Source organism: Klebsiella michiganensis (genome assembly GCF_015139575.1).
GTDB classification, from domain to species: domain Bacteria; phylum Pseudomonadota; class Gammaproteobacteria; order Enterobacterales; family Enterobacteriaceae; genus Klebsiella; species Klebsiella michiganensis.
Genome location: NZ_AP022547.1, coordinates 867,512 through 882,649, shown reverse-complemented (window position 1 = coordinate 882,649; position 15,138 = coordinate 867,512). Strand labels below are relative to the sequence as shown.

Here is a 15,138-nt window from a genome sequence, read left to right as displayed (position 1 = left end):
CTTAATGCGATGGCTGCGCAACTCCAGATTCTGCAGATGTAGTGGCGAAGACCTTATCACTCGTGAAAAAAGCAATCTCGAGCGTATCGTCGCCACGCTCGAGATGAAGGAAATGACTCAGGGAACGCTGATCCGTAAATTGTGCACATATACAACGGCGTATCCGACAAGACAGGCGGTATTTGAATATGACCGGCTGGTACGCAACATCTATACGCTAAGATATTTGCGCGATCCGCAGCTGGAACGCAACATCCGGCGTTCCCTGAACTGGATTGAATCTTATCACCAGCTACGTGCCGCCATCGCTAAAGTCGGTGGAAAGAAAGAGTTAACAGGGAAAATGACATTGAAGCAGACATCAGTAATCGGTGCGGGCGGCTGATTTCCAACGAGATCGCTTATTACATCTCAGCGATCCTGTCACGATTGCAGGATTGTCTGGAAGCCGAAAACAGTGACAAGGGTATTGAGGCACTAACCCGGATATTACCGGTGGCTTGGGCGCACATTTTGTTGAACTGACATTATACCTTCAGAGCAGTCGTGAAATTATTGGCTTGGATGCATTGCTCGCCAGTTCAAAATAGCAGTATTCTAAATCGATTTTGACAGGAGCCAGTCTCAAAATGACTAGAGCACTAAGCAGAAGCAGGGGCGCGAGCGTAGCTAACCTGCCGTGGAAGCGTTCAGCAGGTACCGCTGAGCCTGTTGCCGCTTCTGCGCATAGTTGCTGAGCAGCACTTGCTTTGATTTCCCTTCGTTGTCGTAAAACAGGCCGCCTTTATCGGCGATAAAGCGATAATGGTGTTCAATCTGGTTTATAACCCAGTCAATGCGTTGCAGGGTGAGCAAGGTACATGACTGGCCATGCAGATCGTCTTCGATATCCAGTACGTGGGAGCGGAAGGCATCCAGGGCAAATAACTGGCTCAGCGCGGCAGGGTCCGCCAGCGCTGATTCCCAGCGCGCCGTTATCTGCTGAAAATGAGCCTGCACCTGCGGGGCAGCCCACCGGGCGCGTAGCCAGGCGAGCTTACGCCGGTAGCTTTCAACCGCTAGTCGCTTCAAATCGCGATAGTGCGCCAGCTGCTGCTCCGCGCCGGGGACCTGGGTCATCAGCCAGTTAAAAAAGAAGCGGGTCTCAAAGCGCTCGACAAAGTGAAAAAGGGGATCGGCCAGACCGTTGCTGTTGAATTCCCTGAGCGGATCGAAGGGATACATATAGCCAAAATCGAATAGCCACAGATGCTCCTCCCGGTCCACCAACAGATTTCCATTACAAAGATCCCACTCCATCAACCCCTGTTCTTCGCAAGCTTCCAGGGTAGTAAATAGCTGGGCGATCAGCGACGGGGTCAGTTGGTGAATCAGCTCGCCATCGATCCACGGAGAGAGAAGAATGCCGAGACGATAATCAGCATACAGCGTTGGGACGATGTGGGCGAAGTTCGGGGCGGTGACAGGGTTATCCTTCAGCCGCTGCAATGCCTGCCGACTCTGCACTTCATTTAAAAACGACAGCTGGCCGTTAAGGTTGGCAACGCCAGCGACAGCGCGTCGTTTTTTTAAATTATACTCCTCGCAGTCGATGCGCAACCGGTAAACCTCACCGGTCAGGCCAGAACCGTATACCTGCACCACATACGGTGAATCGGGGCCTAGCGCGGCGAGGGTCTCCGGTGGCAGCGGGCAGTGGCTGACGTCGCCTACAATAAGGGCTTCTCCGCTGCGGTCAAACGCCTGCTGTTGCTGTTGTCTGAGGTTCATGGTGTCTCCGGGAATCTTTCGGCATCGAGAACGTACCGCGCTATAACACCTGAAAGCGGTAGTAAAAACATCCTACCTCCGACTGCCTTTTCAGGCTGAGCGGTGGCGCTCCAGCGGAGGAAGCCAGGGGCGTAGGGAAGTATTACCGGCGGCAAGCAGGTTTGCTGAGCATATCAAAGTGCGGCAACCAGTATGTCAGATCCATGCTGGTACATGGAGCGAGATCTGTCCTATTCAGGGCTGCTGAGAAAACTGATCCACTAAGCGTGTGGGTTAATCGCATCAGGGAAAAACGCGGATTTAATCGGGCCGTTATTGCTCTGGCGAATAAACTGCTGCGGATTTCCTGGGTGATCATCGCCGCAATGAATTATATTTACCAGTAGCAATGAAAAATCAGTAAGTTATTGTTTGATATAGTGCGATGAAAGCTATCCTGAAATTGCGAAGAATGCAGAAATGATGAAAAACAGGTCAAACCTGCATATCGAAAACCTGTCGGCTGTACGGGGCTATCAAAGCCGTGTAAGCGTGAAGGACGGTACGTGCGGATAATTTATCGAGGCCAGAAGTTATTCACTTCAAAAACAGGCCGGATATACGAAAGCAAACCTGTCACTATCATTATGACTGCCGTCTTGCAATACGGGGGAAGACCATATACATACAGCGAGAGCCGTATTGACGGGGATGTGTTATTCAGTCGGCAGTGCTACGCGCCAGGGTAGCAGTACACTCACCCGATTGACCGGCCAGTCAGCTATGACGTCAAGGACATGACGAAGGTAGCTTTCTGGCTCCACGCCATTCAGTTTGCATGTCCCGATCAGGCTGTACGGCAGCGCTCCCCGTTCACCACCGTGGTCTGAGCCGAAGAACAACCAGTTTTTACGACCCAGACTGACCGTCCGCAGGGCATTTTCAGCGATGTTGTTATCCGCTTCCGCCCAGGTATTTCTCAGTGTTTTTGCCACCTGCCATCTTTTTTGACATGTACACGTGCCAGTAGTCGCCGCCCGCGGTCAGTATCAGGCTGCACCATTGAGCCTCGGTGGTGATATGTGACAACGAGGGAGGGATAGCGACGCCTTCGGACCTGACGCTCAGTAGCAGCTGGCGGATATTCCACATCCAGCGGGCGCGCATGGCGTCCTTGCGGAAGCTGATTTACTTCCACTTACCGTAACGGTACGTCCGGCTTCGACGGATTTCAGAACTGCAATTATCTGGTGTTTGGTGAATAGGGCTTTAGTATGGCGATCTCCTCCGAGGACATAATTAGTATGTCGGAAGTTCTCTAAAAATGAATTATTCGTTCTGCAGGGATATTTACAATATAGCTGGCAGGATTCCATTACGCTGAATCGAGAAGCGAGTCTGATTCTTGAGAAGTTATATATTATTATTTACCGACAAGGTCAGTCTTTCTATATTTTGCGCCAGTTCACATTCATGTGAGCTGGTACAAACCAGATATATCAATCTGACTCATTAGGGATATCATGCATCATATTGCTGTCACCCAGATTCTGTTCCCAGATATCATCGCATTTTAGCGTACTGATTTCTTTCCCTTGTTTTAAAACGGTTATTTCCCCATCAATTTCTTTACCATCATCGATATAGGAAACAGAGTAAGTATACTCGTTTTCTGGTATGTTCAATGTATGTACCGACACACCCTCAGCCCTACTGTAATTCCAGGTCTGACTTAGCTGGCTCACATTTTTTACCAAAGTGATTTCAGGAATAACCCCACCACCTCCGTTAATATCCGATTTACCGAATAAATAGGTGACCTCATTGTTATTCCTCAACACAGCCACCTCTTTAGTGGTTTTACCTTTTATGACACACCCGAACAGAACATCTGAATCTCCATAAGATGATGCCATTACTGAACAGGATATAGTAATTACCCCCAGAGCAGCCACATATTTAATTCCATTTAAAAACTTCATAAAAACCGCCCCAAAAAAAAAATAAATAACATATAAAAAGCACTTACCCCAAAGGTAAGTGCTTTGCCTCAAAAATTCCTATTCAATATATACAACAATCTTACCATCTGATTGTTCTGTCACGGTAATATTTTTAGTTGTCCCATCACTAAGTTGAGCAAATCCATAGTGCTGTTTCCCTTCACTTTCAGTTAACGTTACGTTCTCACATTGCTGTGAGTATTGACGTAACTGTTTATGATAGATATCTGTAACCACCTCGCATGCTGTACGTTCCAGCATTGCTTTGCTACTGTTGAATGCAAAGTTCCCAATGCCATATACAACCCATATCCCAAGCCAGACCAGCAACAGCATTTTTCCCTGACCAACGGCTTTACAACGTTTAGCAATATAGACTGGCGAAAAGAGAATCCACCATTTTGAAAAGCTTGCTTTACCATGTTTATCCAGTAGCTTCCAGTCCATATAGAACAAAATAACTAGGGCAATCATAACGAACAGATTAACCGTATAGTTGACAGCCAAACTAAACAAACATGCAGATAAAACGCCGACAACAAACAATCCCGTTGCAATCCAGATATATTTTTCATGTAACGACGAGTTGTCTATATTTAATAATTTACGGATATTCTCAGAGCTTACCAAATCAGACTTGTTACGAGCGCCAACAATAAAAGAAATCAATTTATTATTATACAGAACCCTGGCTTCATCGTTTAACAAAATAGATTTCATTTCACGGATTAATTTTAAATCTGCACCATCACGCTCACTTACTTTTTGTATCGCATGGTTTAATTCATCAACGCTGGCATTCATATCCAGCTCAAGATATTCATAATAGTTTATCATGATAATTCCTTATCTTTACATAATAGCCAAGATATTACATAGAACGTTAAACTGATATACTTCAAGAGTGTTGAACAGGAAGTGAGTATGGCGGTAGATATAAAAGAATTATTAAAATACGCAATCATTTCCCTTATAAACATAACAAAACAACAATCCCTATAAAAACAAGTAACATGAATAAAAAGCCAATACCAAGATAGGCTTTAAGAAGCCTCTTAATTCTGCATGGTTTCATTTTGACCTCACGACTACAGCAAAAAGAATCGCACCAAATATGGGGTCTATAAGCATACTGATAACAAACCATGTGAAGAACGAACGGCCACTGGCCTGTGCCAATTTACCAATAACTATCGATGCTCCGATCCACAAAAGTAAAAGAATAAATGCCATCGTTGGCTCCTTGAAAAATAACAATAAATCATTGAAGTGGTGGTTTAATGCCGTCACTTTATCCGGTAAACATGTTGAATGGATGGGCAGACTTATACCTGCCGCATTGAAACATCCTTGCTATAGGCGCATGTGCATCTCCTTATTGTCACCCGGTAAGAATCCTAGCCTGATTCTAATTAAATCCTTTCTAAGATAGGGAGGTTATGAGTGCAGGTAAAATTGTTATTACCGATCGAATTTCAATAATTGATCTGCAATATCTATTGATAAAAACGATCAATTTTAAATATTTAATAGCTTTCAACTATCATTATAATGATATCGATCGTTTTTGTAGATCAGTTTATGCGGGGGATGTGGTGTATTAAAATTGATGAGGCAAGTAGTGGATATTTTTTATTTATTAAAATCATAAAGATATGACATTTAGTATAACTTTCTAGTCAAAGGTATGACCACAATCGTCGCACTCATATCTGTCAAACACGAGTCCATCAAGGGCTGAGCCGGTAACTGCTCCAGCAGTTGCACCAGCCACAAATCTCCCAAGCACAGCACCAATAACGGCCCCGGCCGCAGTCCCCAGAACTGGCACAACAGAGCCAATTGCAGCCCCCGTACCTGCGCTGCTAAGTGCTCCAGCCACACCTCCAGCGATACTTCCTGCCTTCCTGCCGATATTACGTTCGCTGACGCGCTCAGAACCACATATAGGACATGTTGTAGTCATTGATAAAATCTCCTGATTTACGTTTGTTAAAAGCAAAAAGGCACCCGAACATTAATGGACGGATGCCTTTACTATTTGATGAACAGCGTTACTTACGAAGCTTTCAGTGAGTCTAGATAATCCGCATACCACTGCATCATCTCTCTCCTGCCATCCAAATACTGCGCATGGTTGTAAGTGCCGCGAATGCTGTTCTTATCCACATGGGCAAGCTGTAGCTCAATCCATGCTGAATTAAAGCCCTGCTCATGCAAAATGGTACTCATCGTGTGGCGGAAACCATGCCCGGTAGCCCTACCACCGTAACCGACACGACGAATTAGCACGTTAAGAGACATATCGCTGATTGGCTTAACCTTCTCAAGCCTACCGGGAAAAACGTATTGATAACCACTCGTCATCGTTTTCAGTTCTTCCAGAATAGCCAGCGCCTGTCGGGATAGCGGAACGAGGTGTGGTCGTCGCATTTTCATTCGCTCTTCAGGAATGCTCCAAAGGTTATTTTCAAAGTCGAACTCTGACCATTCCGCTTTACGTAGCTCACCGGGACGAGTCCCCGTCAGTATCAGAAGCCTCATAGCCAGCTTAACGAGTATATTTCCCGTGTACGCCTGCAACACGGTAAAGAAGTCTAATAACTCAGAAACTTCCAGGTGCGCATAATGTTCTTTCTTGTGGGGCATCATCACGCTGGCAAGATCTGGCGCAGGGTTAGATAGAGCACGCCCTGTCGCGATTGCATATTTCCATACCTCACCGCAGCGCTGACGTACTTTGCGCATTTTCTCCGTTGCACCTCGTTTCTCAAGGCGGGTCAAAACTGCCATCAGTTCCATAGGCGTAATCGAATCTATTGGACGATGACCGATATGAGGAAAGACATCCTTCTCAAAAGTAGCGATCATTTCAGTGCGGTACGACTCGGCCCAAAGATCGTAACGCCGCTGATACCACTCACGGGCAATCGCCTCAAAGGTATTCCCCAACCTGTCCTGCTGAGCCAGTTTCTTCTCTTTACGCGAATCACTGGGATTGATACCCGTAGCCAGCAGATCCTGAGCCTCATCTCGCCGTCTACGCGCTTCGGATAAGGAAACCTTCGGGTATGTCCCTAAAGAAAGCATTTTAGCTTTTCCTTCGAAGCGGTAACGGAATCGCCATCCCTTTGAACCGTTGGGCTCAATTTGTAGAGACAGACCGTTACCATCGGCTTTGGTATACGTTTTTTCCGCAGGCTTCGCGCGGCGGATCTCAAGGTCAGTAAGAGGCATATGTATAGTTTTCTCCTCTGAAATTTCGCTATGTGTATAGTTCCAGAGTGTATAGGAGAGTCTATACACATTTCTATGCAACACAGGCTATTGATTTGGGGTAAGCTAGGTAGAGTTTAGTTGACAAGAAAATGCAAAAAAACCAGCTAAATCATGAAGTAGTTGAATTCTGTGGAGTTCTGGAGAGTTGAAAATGGAGCGGGCGAAGGGAATCGAACCCTCGTATAGAGCTTGGGAAGCTCTCGTTCTACCATTGAACTACGCCCGCGAAGAGGTGCGAGGGCCATTATAGACCTTACGCACCCGCTGACAAGCCCAAACCAGGCTAAATGCCGATAAAATAACCTTTTAGCACTTAGGCTTACTGCCCTGCGGCGGCAAATAGCGCAGCGGGTCGATCGCCGTCGCCCGGTAGCGAATCTGGAAATGCAGGCGCACGGAATCCGCGTCCGAGCTGCCCATGGTGGCAATCTGCTGGCCAATCTTCACGCTCTGGCCGTTATTCACCATTAGCTTGTCGTTGTGCGCGTAGGCGCTGATATAGTCCTCATTATGTTTAATCATAATCAGGTTGCCGTAGCCGCGCAGCTGGTTACCCACGTACACCACTTTGCCCGCCCCTGCCGCATACACCGGCTGGCCGCGCTTACCGGCAATATCGATACCTTTATTGCCGCCATCGCTGGTGGAGTATGGCAGCACTACTTTACCGCTGGTTGGCCAGCGCCAGCAGCGTTGCCCGACCGGCGGCCAGGAGGATTGCGGCACCGCCGAAGATGGCGTCACGGCGGCGGTACGTTTCGCTGACGATTTCTTGCCGGATGCCCCCGCCTTCGCCGTGGTCCCGGAACCGCTGTTTAGCTTCAGCTTTTGCCCGACTTCGATGGTATAGGGAGGTGAAATATTATTGAGACGGGCGAGATCCCTGACGCTGGTGCCAGTGGAACGTGAGATAGCGTACAGCGTGTCGCCGCGCTTCACGGTGTAGGTAGAACCGGAATCGGATGAGCTGGAACACCCCGCGACGATCAGGCTGCTCAGCAACATTATTGCAATAACAAAGCGTTTTCTCATCAGGCATCCTGCGCTTAACACGAACATTCACCTCAAAACCAGGGCGATTATCATACCAGTCCCTAAGGCATTCCCCAATCGCTACCCGTCATACAGAAGTATTAAAGGCCTGCTAAACGGCTGAACATCTTCGCTCTCCCGGGAGAGTCCGGGAGCGTCGCGGTGCGTCCGGGTTAAACCGCTCGTGATTCAATTAGCCCCCTGCCGGCACCTCTGCAATATCACGCTCTCCCCGGAGGCCAACATGTTTTGGTAATGCCTTTGTCCCATTTATGGGCTACCCTAGTGGCCTGAGTACATGACCCGGCGGGTTTGTGCCGGGTCATTTTTTATTTCAGGAGTTGTCATGGCCGGGGAACATGTCATTTTGCTGGACGAGCAAGATAAGCCTACAGGTATGCTGGAGAAGTATGCCGCCCACACCTTCAATACCCCTCTGCATCTCGCGTTTTCCAGCTGGCTGTTCAATGAACAAGGCCAACTGCTGGTCACGCGCCGCTCGCTGGGCAAAAAAGCCTGGCCAGGCGTATGGACGAACTCAGTCTGCGGGCATCCGCAAACCGGCGAAACCTTTGAACAGGCCGTTGAGCGCCGCTGCCGCTTTGAGCTCGGCGTTGAGATTACCCGCATCGCCCCGGTCTTCCCGGGATTCCGCTATCGGGCCGTTGCGCCGAATGGCATTGTCGAAAACGAGGTCTGCCCGGTCTATGCGGCGCGAGTCGCCAGCGCGTTACGGATAAATCCTGACGAAGTGATGGATTTTCAGTGGAGCAATCTTGCGGATGTGTTAAGCGGGATTCGCGCGACGCCCTGGGCTTTTAGCCCGTGGATGGTGCTGCAGGCGGCGGACGATAATGCGCGTAACGCATTAATCAGCTTTAGCAACCAGGCATAAAAAAACCCAGCTCTGCTGGGTTTTTTTATTCGCGTAATGCTTATTTTACCGGACGCATCGCCGGGAACAGGATCACGTCGCGGATGGTGTGGCTGTTGGTAAACAGCATCACCATACGGTCGATACCGATACCGAGGCCCGCAGTCGGCGGCAGGCCGTGCTCCAGCGCGGTAACGTAGTCTTCGTCATAGAACATCGCTTCGTCGTCACCGGCGGCTTTCGCGTTAACCTGATCGAGGAAACGCTGCGCCTGGTCTTCCGCATCGTTCAGCTCGCTAAAGCCGTTACCGATTTCACGCCCGCCGATGAAGAATTCAAAGCGGTCGGTGATTTCCGGGTTCTCGTCGTTACGACGCGCCAGCGGAGAGACTTCTGCCGGATATTCGGTAATGAAGGTCGGCTGAATCAGGTGCGCTTCCGCCACTTCTTCGAAGATCTCGGTCACGATGCGGCCCAGACCCCAGCTCTTCTCAACGTGGATACCGATGCTTTCCGCAATGGCTTTTGCGGAATCGAAGTTATCCAGATCGGCCATCTCGGTTTCCGGACGATATTTCTTGATCGCTTCGCGCATGGTCAGCTTTTCAAACGGCTTGCCGAAATCAAAGGTCTGATCGCCGTAAGGCACTTCAGTATGGCCCAGAACGTCCTGCGCCAGGGTGCGGAACAGGGATTCGGTCAGCTCAATCAGATCTTTGTAATCCGCATACGCCATGTAGAGTTCCATCATGGTGAACTCTGGGTTATGGCGAACGGAGATACCTTCGTTACGGAAGTTACGGTTGATTTCGAACACGCGCTCGAAGCCGCCAACCACCAGACGCTTCAGGTACAGTTCCGGCGCGATACGCAGGTACATGTCCAGATCCAGCGCGTTGTGATGGGTGATGAACGGACGCGCGGACGCGCCGCCGGGGATCACCTGCATCATCGGGGTTTCAACTTCCATAAAGCCGCGGCCGACCATGAACTGGCGGATGCCCGCCAGGATCTGCGAACGCACTTTAAAGGTGTTGCGCGATTCATCGTTGGAGATCAGGTCCAGGTAGCGCTGACGATAGCGCGCTTCCTGATCCTGCAGGCCGTGGAATTTGTCCGGCAGCGGGCGCAGGGCTTTGGTCAGCAGACGCAGCTCGGTGCAGTGAATAGAGAGCTCGCCGGTCTTGGTTTTGAACAGCTTACCGCGCGCCGCGATGATATCGCCGAGGTCCCACTTTTTGAACTGCTCGTTATAGACGCCTTCCGCCAGATCGTCGCGGGCGACGTACAGCTGAATGCGGCCGCCAACGTCCTGCAGCGTAACGAAGGAAGCTTTACCCATGATACGACGGGTCATCATGCGGCCAGCGACGGCGACTTCAACGTTCAGCGCTTCCAGCTCTTCGTTTTCTTTGCCATCGAAGTCAGCGTGCAGAAGGTCTGAGGTGTGGTCACGACGGAAATCATTCGGGAACGGGATACCCTGCTCACGCAGCGCGGCCAGCTTCTCACGACGGGCTTTCAGTTCATTATTAAGGTCAATTGCCGCGTCAGCGCCCTGTGCTTGTTGTTCAGACATGTTGGTTCCTCATAACCCTGCTTTCAAACTTGCTTCGATAAATTGATCCAGGCTGCCGTCCAGCACCGCCTGAGTGTTGCGGGTTTCCACCCCGGTGCGCAGATCTTTAATGCGGGAGTCATCCAGCACGTAAGAACGGATCTGGCTGCCCCAGCCGATGTCGGATTTGGTATCTTCCATCGCCTGCTTCTCGGCATTTTTCTTCTGCATTTCCAGCTCATAAAGCTTCGCTTTCATCTGCTTCATGGCCTGGTCTTTGTTCTTGTGCTGTGAACGGTCGTTCTGGCACTGGGTCACTAAGCCGGTCGGAATGTGGGTAATACGCACCGCGGATTCCGTACGGTTAACGTGCTGACCGCCCGCGCCGGATGCGCGATAAACGTCAATGCGCAGATCCGCCGGGTTGATGTCGATATCAATATCGTCATCCACTTCCGGATAAACGAAGGCGGAGCTGAAAGAGGTGTGGCGGCGGCCGCCGGAATCGAACGGGCTCTTACGCACCAGGCGATGAACGCCGGTTTCGGTACGCAGCCAGCCGTAGGCGTAGTCGCCGATAATCTTGATGGTCACGGACTTAATGCCCGCCACTTCGCCTTCAGACTCTTCGATGATCTCGGTCTTGAAGCCGCGCGCTTCGGCCCAGCGCAGATACATGCGCATCAGCATGCTGGCCCAGTCCTGCGCTTCCGTTCCGCCGGAACCGGCCTGGATATCGAGGTAGCAATCGGCGCTGTCGTATTCACCGGAGAACATGCGGCGGAATTCCAGCTGCGCCAGCTTCTCTTCCAGCACATCGAGCTCGGCGACAGCTTCGTTGAAGGTCTCTTCGTCTTCGGCTTCAACGGCCAGCTCCAGCAGGCCGGAAACGTCCTCCAGCCCCTGAGACATCTGATCCAGCGTATCAACGATGGCTTCCAGCGAGGAACGCTCTTTACCCAGCGCCTGCGCACGCTCTGGTTCGTTCCAGACGTCAGGCTGCTCCAGCTCGGCGTTTACTTCTTCGAGACGCTCTTTCTTAGCATCGTAGTCAAAGATACCCCCTAAGAACGTCCGAGCGCTCCGTGAGGTCCTGAATACGGTTTTTTACCGGATTTATTTCAAACATGGTCGGTTTCTTTTAATGGATTCGTCAAAATGCGGTGATAAGAGCGGAATTCTACCGGATTCGCGCCCTCATTAATATACTGTTCTCAATTTGGCCAGAGGTGGTCAATGATCAGCTGCAGGCTGCGGTTGCCGCGGAACTCATTGATATCAAGCTTATAGGCAAGCTGAACTTCGCGAACGCCGTTATCCGGCCAAAGGGAAGTATCAACATTGAACGCGATACCGTCCAGCAGCGGGCCGCCGCCGACCGGCTCAACCATCACCTTCAGATGACGCTCGCCGACCAGGCGCTGCTGTAGCAGACGGAAACGGCCGTCAAACAGCGGCTCCGGGAACATCTGCCCCCACGGTCCGGCGTCGCGCAGCATCTGCGCGACCTCCATGCTCATCTCTGCCGCCGCCAGCGGACCGTCGGAGACCACTTCCCCCTGCAGCAGCGCAGGATCGAGCCACTCGGTCACCAGCTCGCCGAAGCGCTGCTGGAACTCTTCAAAGCGCGCCTCTTCCAGCGATAGCCCCGCCGCCATGGCATGGCCGCCAAACTTCAGAATCAGCCCGGGATAGAGCGTATCCAGACGCTCCAGCGCATCGCGCATATGCAGCCCCTGAATCGACCGACCAGAGCCTTTGAGCGTACCGTCGCCGGTGGGCGCAAAGGCGATAACCGGACGATGGAAACGCTCTTTGATACGCGAGGCCAGAATGCCGACGACGCCCTGATGCCACTGCGGATGGTACATCGCCAGGCCGCCGGGCAGCGTCTCACCGCTGCGCTCCAGCTTCTCACACAGGGTCAGGGCTTCCGCCTGCATCCCCTGCTCTATCTCTTTGCGCGTCTGGTTCAACGCGTCCAGCTCATTGGCCAGCACCCGCGCTTCGCCGGTGTTGTCGCACAGCAGAAGCGCCACGCCGACGGACATATCGTCCAGCCGGCCCGCGGCGTTCAGGCGCGGACCGAGCGCGAAGCCGAGATCGCTTGCCGCCAGCTTTTGCGGGTCGCGGTTGGCGATCTCCAGCAGCGCCTTAATGCCCGGACGGCATTTCCCCGCCCGGATGCGGCTCAGCCCCTGCCAGGTCAGAATACGGTTGTTGGCATCCAGCGGTACGACGTCCGCCACGGTGCCGAGCGCCACCAGATCGAGGAGATCAGCCAGATTAGGCGGCGCAATGCCGCGCTCCTCAAACCAGCCTTTATCGCGCAGAAAAGTGCGCAGCGCCAGCATCAGATAAAAAGCCACGCCCACCCCGGCCAGCGATTTCGACGGAAACTCACAGTCGCGCAGGTTCGGGTTAATAATCGCTTCCGCCGCGGGCAGCGAATCCCCCGGCAGGTGGTGATCGGTCACCAGCACCGGAATACCCAGCGCATGGGCGCGATCGACGCCAGCGTGCGAAGAAATACCGTTATCCACGGTCATAATCATCTGCGCGCCGCGGGCGTGAGCCTGATCGACCACTTCCGGGCTCAGGCCGTAGCCATCTTCAAAACGGTTTGGCACCAGGTACGAGACGTTGCCGTAGCCCAGCGCCCGCAGGGCCAGAACGCTCAGCGCGGTGCTGGTGGCGCCGTCGGCGTCAAAATCGCCGACCACCACAATATGCAGCCCCTGCTTAAATGCGCCGTAGAGCATCTCTACCGCTTTTTCGACGCCGGTCAGCTGCGACCACGGCAGCATGCCTTTCACGCCGCGCTCCAGCTCCTGCGCGCTACGCACGCCGCGGCTGGCGTACAGCCGCTGCAGCAGCGGTTGGAGATCGGCAGGTAAATCGACGCCGTCAGCCGCCTCGCGGCGGCGTAGTTGTATCTGTTGTTTCACGCGAATCAGTTACCGCTTGTCTGTTTTTGATGCTCATCAAGGAGCGCTTTCAGGTCTTTAGGATCGCGATAGCCGGGCATCAGCGTGCCGTCGCTCAACACCATCGCCGGCGTACCGTTAACGCCAAGCTGCACGCCCAGCATGTAGTGTTTAGCGATATCAACATCGCAGTTGGCCGGCTGCACGCCCTTGCCGCTCATCGCGTCATCCAGCGCTTTGTTACGATCTTTAGCGCACCAGATAGCCTTCATATTCTGCTCGGCTTCGCTTTGCAGCCCCTGGCGCGGGAAGGCCAGATAGCGCACGGTAATACCCAGCGCGTTATAGTCGCTCATCTGCTCATGCAATTTATGGCAATAACCACAGGTAATATCGGTGAAGACGGTGATGACGTGTTTTTCCTGCGGCGCTTTATAGACGATCATCTCTTTTTCCAGCGCGTTCAGCTTACCGGCCAGCAGCGTATTGGTGACGTTTACCGGCTGCGCGCCGCTGACGTCGTACATCGGCCCCTGGATAATGTGCTTACCGTCATCGGTAACGTATATCACGCCGCTGTCCGTCAATACGGTGCTGATGCCTTTGATCGGCGAAGGTTGCACGTCCGAACTCTGCACGCCCAGCTTCGCCAGCAGTTGCTTGATCGCCGCGCTATCGGCATGCGCCGCACCGGATAAGGTGGTCGCCAGCAGAGTGAACATCAGTAAACCTTTTTTCATACTCAGTCCTTTTTTTCAGCACTCACGCACGCGGGTGATGCTGTTGATGGAGTTGTCGCAGACGCTCGGTCGCCACGTGGGTGTAGATCTGCGTCGTGGAGAGATCGCTGTGTCCTAACAGCATCTGCACCACGCGTAAGTCGGCGCCATGGTTAAGTAAATGCGTCGCGAACGCATGGCGTAACACGTGCGGGGAGAGCTTTTCGCTGTCAATCCCCGCCAGTACGGCATAGTGCTTAATTCGATGCCAGAACGTCTGGCGCGTCATCTGCTGCGCGCGCTGGCTGGGAAAAAGCACATCGGACGCCACGCCGTTCAGCAGCCAGGGGCGCCCGTATTCAAGGTAATTCTCAACCCACAACACCGCCTCTTCACCCAGCGGTACCAGACGTTCTTTATTTCCTTTACCAATCACGCGCAGCACGCCCTGTCGCAGGCTAATGTCGCTCATGGTCAGGCCCACCAGCTCGGAAACGCGCAGACCGGTGGCGTACAGCACTTCCAGCATCGCTTTATCGCGCAGCTCCAGCGGTTGTTCAACCAGCGGCGCCTGGAGCAGGCGTTCCACCTGCGCCTCGCTCAGATCCTTCGGCAGCCTCTGCGGCAGCTTTGGCGAGGCCAGCAGCGCGCTGGGATCGTCCGGGCGAATTTTCTCCCGGTAAAGATGCTGGAAGAAACGGCGCACGGCGCTTAGCAGGCGCGCGGTGCTGGTGGCTTTATAGCCGCCGGTTTGCCGCTCCGCCAGCAGCGACTGGAGATCTTCGCCGCTGACGCTGGCAAGCGACAGGCCACGATGATGCAGCCATTCGACCACCATCGTCAGGTCCCGGCGGTAGGCGCTTAGCGTGTTCTCCGCCAGATTCCGCTCCAGCCATAAGGCATCAAGAAACTGCTCGATTTGTGCGAGATCCTGTTCCACTCTGGCCTCTTTGCTTATTAAAACGGCGCCATTATACCCTAAATAATTCGAGTTGCA

The 15,138-nt window shown here is 52.4% G+C and carries 12 protein-coding genes, 1 tRNA gene and 3 pseudogenes; 2 read left to right on the top strand and 14 right to left on the bottom strand.

The genetic code is table 11. The features are described from left to right. Window positions 1–46: 46 nt before the first annotated feature. Window positions 47–590: pseudogene (locus JLG71_RS04275) on the top strand (Tn3 family transposase); the annotation flags it as partial. Window positions 591–669: 79 nt separating this feature from the next. On the opposite strand, the gene JLG71_RS04270 reads toward JLG71_RS04275, so the two are convergent. The 9 genes and pseudogenes from JLG71_RS04270 to actS form a co-directional block, all read right to left on the bottom strand. Next, entirely contained in the window at window positions 670–1,770 is a 1,101-nt protein-coding gene (locus JLG71_RS04270) for an AarF/UbiB family protein (protein ID WP_131930464.1), read from the bottom strand. Between the two features lie 695 nt (window positions 1,771–2,465). Continuing rightward, window positions 2,466–2,720 (bottom strand): annotated as a pseudogene (locus JLG71_RS04265) (transposase domain-containing protein); the annotation flags it as partial. Further along, window positions 2,716–2,958: pseudogene (locus JLG71_RS04260) on the bottom strand (transposase); the annotation flags it as partial. The pseudogenes JLG71_RS04265 and JLG71_RS04260, both read right to left, overlap by 5 nt. 290 nt (window positions 2,959–3,248) lie before the next feature. Next, complete coding sequence (locus tag JLG71_RS04255; RefSeq protein WP_131930462.1) at window positions 3,249–3,731, bottom strand: hypothetical protein; 483 nt, start codon at window positions 3,729–3,731, stop codon at window positions 3,249–3,251. A 78-nt stretch (window positions 3,732–3,809) separates the two neighbouring features. Then, window positions 3,810–4,589 (bottom strand): hypothetical protein, encoded by a 780-nt coding sequence (locus JLG71_RS04250; protein ID WP_131930461.1) that lies wholly within the window; start codon window positions 4,587–4,589, stop codon window positions 3,810–3,812. Between the two features lie 234 nt (window positions 4,590–4,823). Then, complete coding sequence (locus JLG71_RS04245; protein WP_165909806.1) at window positions 4,824–4,985, bottom strand: hypothetical protein; 162 nt, start codon at window positions 4,983–4,985, stop codon at window positions 4,824–4,826. A gap of 825 nt (window positions 4,986–5,810) precedes the next feature. Further along, window positions 5,811–6,989 (bottom strand): tyrosine-type recombinase/integrase, encoded by a 1,179-nt coding sequence (locus tag JLG71_RS04240; protein WP_131930460.1) that lies wholly within the window; start codon window positions 6,987–6,989, stop codon window positions 5,811–5,813. Window positions 6,990–7,183: 194 nt separating this feature from the next. Beyond that, window positions 7,184–7,257, bottom strand: a tRNA-Gly gene (locus tag JLG71_RS04235). Between the two features lie 80 nt (window positions 7,258–7,337). Next, the gene (gene actS / locus JLG71_RS04230; RefSeq protein WP_004124922.1) at window positions 7,338–8,063 is read right to left on the bottom strand and encodes an amidase activator ActS; all 726 of its coding nucleotides are present in this window, start codon (window positions 8,061–8,063) and stop codon (window positions 7,338–7,340) included. A 346-nt stretch (window positions 8,064–8,409) separates the two neighbouring features. On the opposite strand from actS, the gene idi reads away from it, so the two are divergent. Next, window positions 8,410–8,958, top strand: a complete 549-nt coding sequence (idi, locus tag JLG71_RS04225; protein WP_122117975.1) for an isopentenyl-diphosphate Delta-isomerase — start codon at window positions 8,410–8,412, stop codon at window positions 8,956–8,958. A gap of 40 nt (window positions 8,959–8,998) precedes the next feature. On the opposite strand, the gene lysS is transcribed toward idi, so the two are convergent. From lysS to xerD, 5 genes are all read right to left on the bottom strand, one after another. Then, entirely contained in the window at window positions 8,999–10,516 is a 1,518-nt protein-coding gene (gene lysS, locus JLG71_RS04220) for a lysine--tRNA ligase (RefSeq protein ID WP_014226789.1), read from the bottom strand. Between the two features lie 9 nt (window positions 10,517–10,525). After that, window positions 10,526–11,624 (bottom strand): peptide chain release factor 2 gene (gene prfB / locus JLG71_RS04215; RefSeq protein WP_100248296.1). Its coding sequence is split into 2 segments (ribosomal slippage): window positions 10,526–11,548 and window positions 11,550–11,624, totalling 1,098 coding nucleotides; the frame shifts between segments, so codons are not numbered across the junction. Between the two features lie 85 nt (window positions 11,625–11,709). After that, a complete protein-coding gene (gene recJ, locus JLG71_RS04210) occupies window positions 11,710–13,443 on the bottom strand; it encodes a single-stranded-DNA-specific exonuclease RecJ (protein WP_200913989.1) in 1,734 nt (577 codons plus the stop codon). Window positions 13,444–13,448: 5 nt separating this feature from the next. Then, entirely contained in the window at window positions 13,449–14,162 is a 714-nt protein-coding gene (gene dsbC, locus JLG71_RS04205) for a bifunctional protein-disulfide isomerase/oxidoreductase DsbC (RefSeq protein ID WP_064381439.1), read from the bottom strand. Window positions 14,163–14,184: 22 nt separating this feature from the next. Then, on the bottom strand, window positions 14,185–15,081 hold the full coding sequence (xerD, locus tag JLG71_RS04200) for a site-specific tyrosine recombinase XerD (protein ID WP_004105555.1): 897 nt from the start codon (window positions 15,079–15,081) through the stop codon (window positions 14,185–14,187). Between the last annotated feature and the right edge of the window lie 57 nt (window positions 15,082–15,138).

Coding starts and splice junctions, on each gene's coding strand:
- actS (WP_004124922.1), bottom strand. CDS start 8,063: ATGAGAAAACGCTTTGTTATTGCAATAATGTTGCTGAGCAGCCTGATC.
- JLG71_RS04270 (WP_131930464.1), bottom strand. CDS start 1,770: ATGAACCTCAGACAACAGCAACAGCAGGCGTTTGACCGCAGCGGAGAA.
- JLG71_RS04240 (WP_131930460.1), bottom strand. CDS start 6,989: ATGCCTCTTACTGACCTTGAGATCCGCCGCGCGAAGCCTGCGGAAAAA.
- dsbC (WP_064381439.1), bottom strand. CDS start 14,162: ATGAAAAAAGGTTTACTGATGTTCACTCTGCTGGCGACCACCTTATCC.
- JLG71_RS04245 (WP_165909806.1), bottom strand. CDS start 4,985: ATGGCATTTATTCTTTTACTTTTGTGGATCGGAGCATCGATAGTTATT.
- idi (WP_122117975.1), top strand. CDS start 8,410: ATGGCCGGGGAACATGTCATTTTGCTGGACGAGCAAGATAAGCCTACA.
- lysS (WP_014226789.1), bottom strand. CDS start 10,516: ATGTCTGAACAACAAGCACAGGGCGCTGACGCGGCAATTGACCTTAAT.
- JLG71_RS04255 (WP_131930462.1), bottom strand. CDS start 3,731: ATGAAGTTTTTAAATGGAATTAAATATGTGGCTGCTCTGGGGGTAATT.
- JLG71_RS04250 (WP_131930461.1), bottom strand. CDS start 4,589: ATGATAAACTATTATGAATATCTTGAGCTGGATATGAATGCCAGCGTT.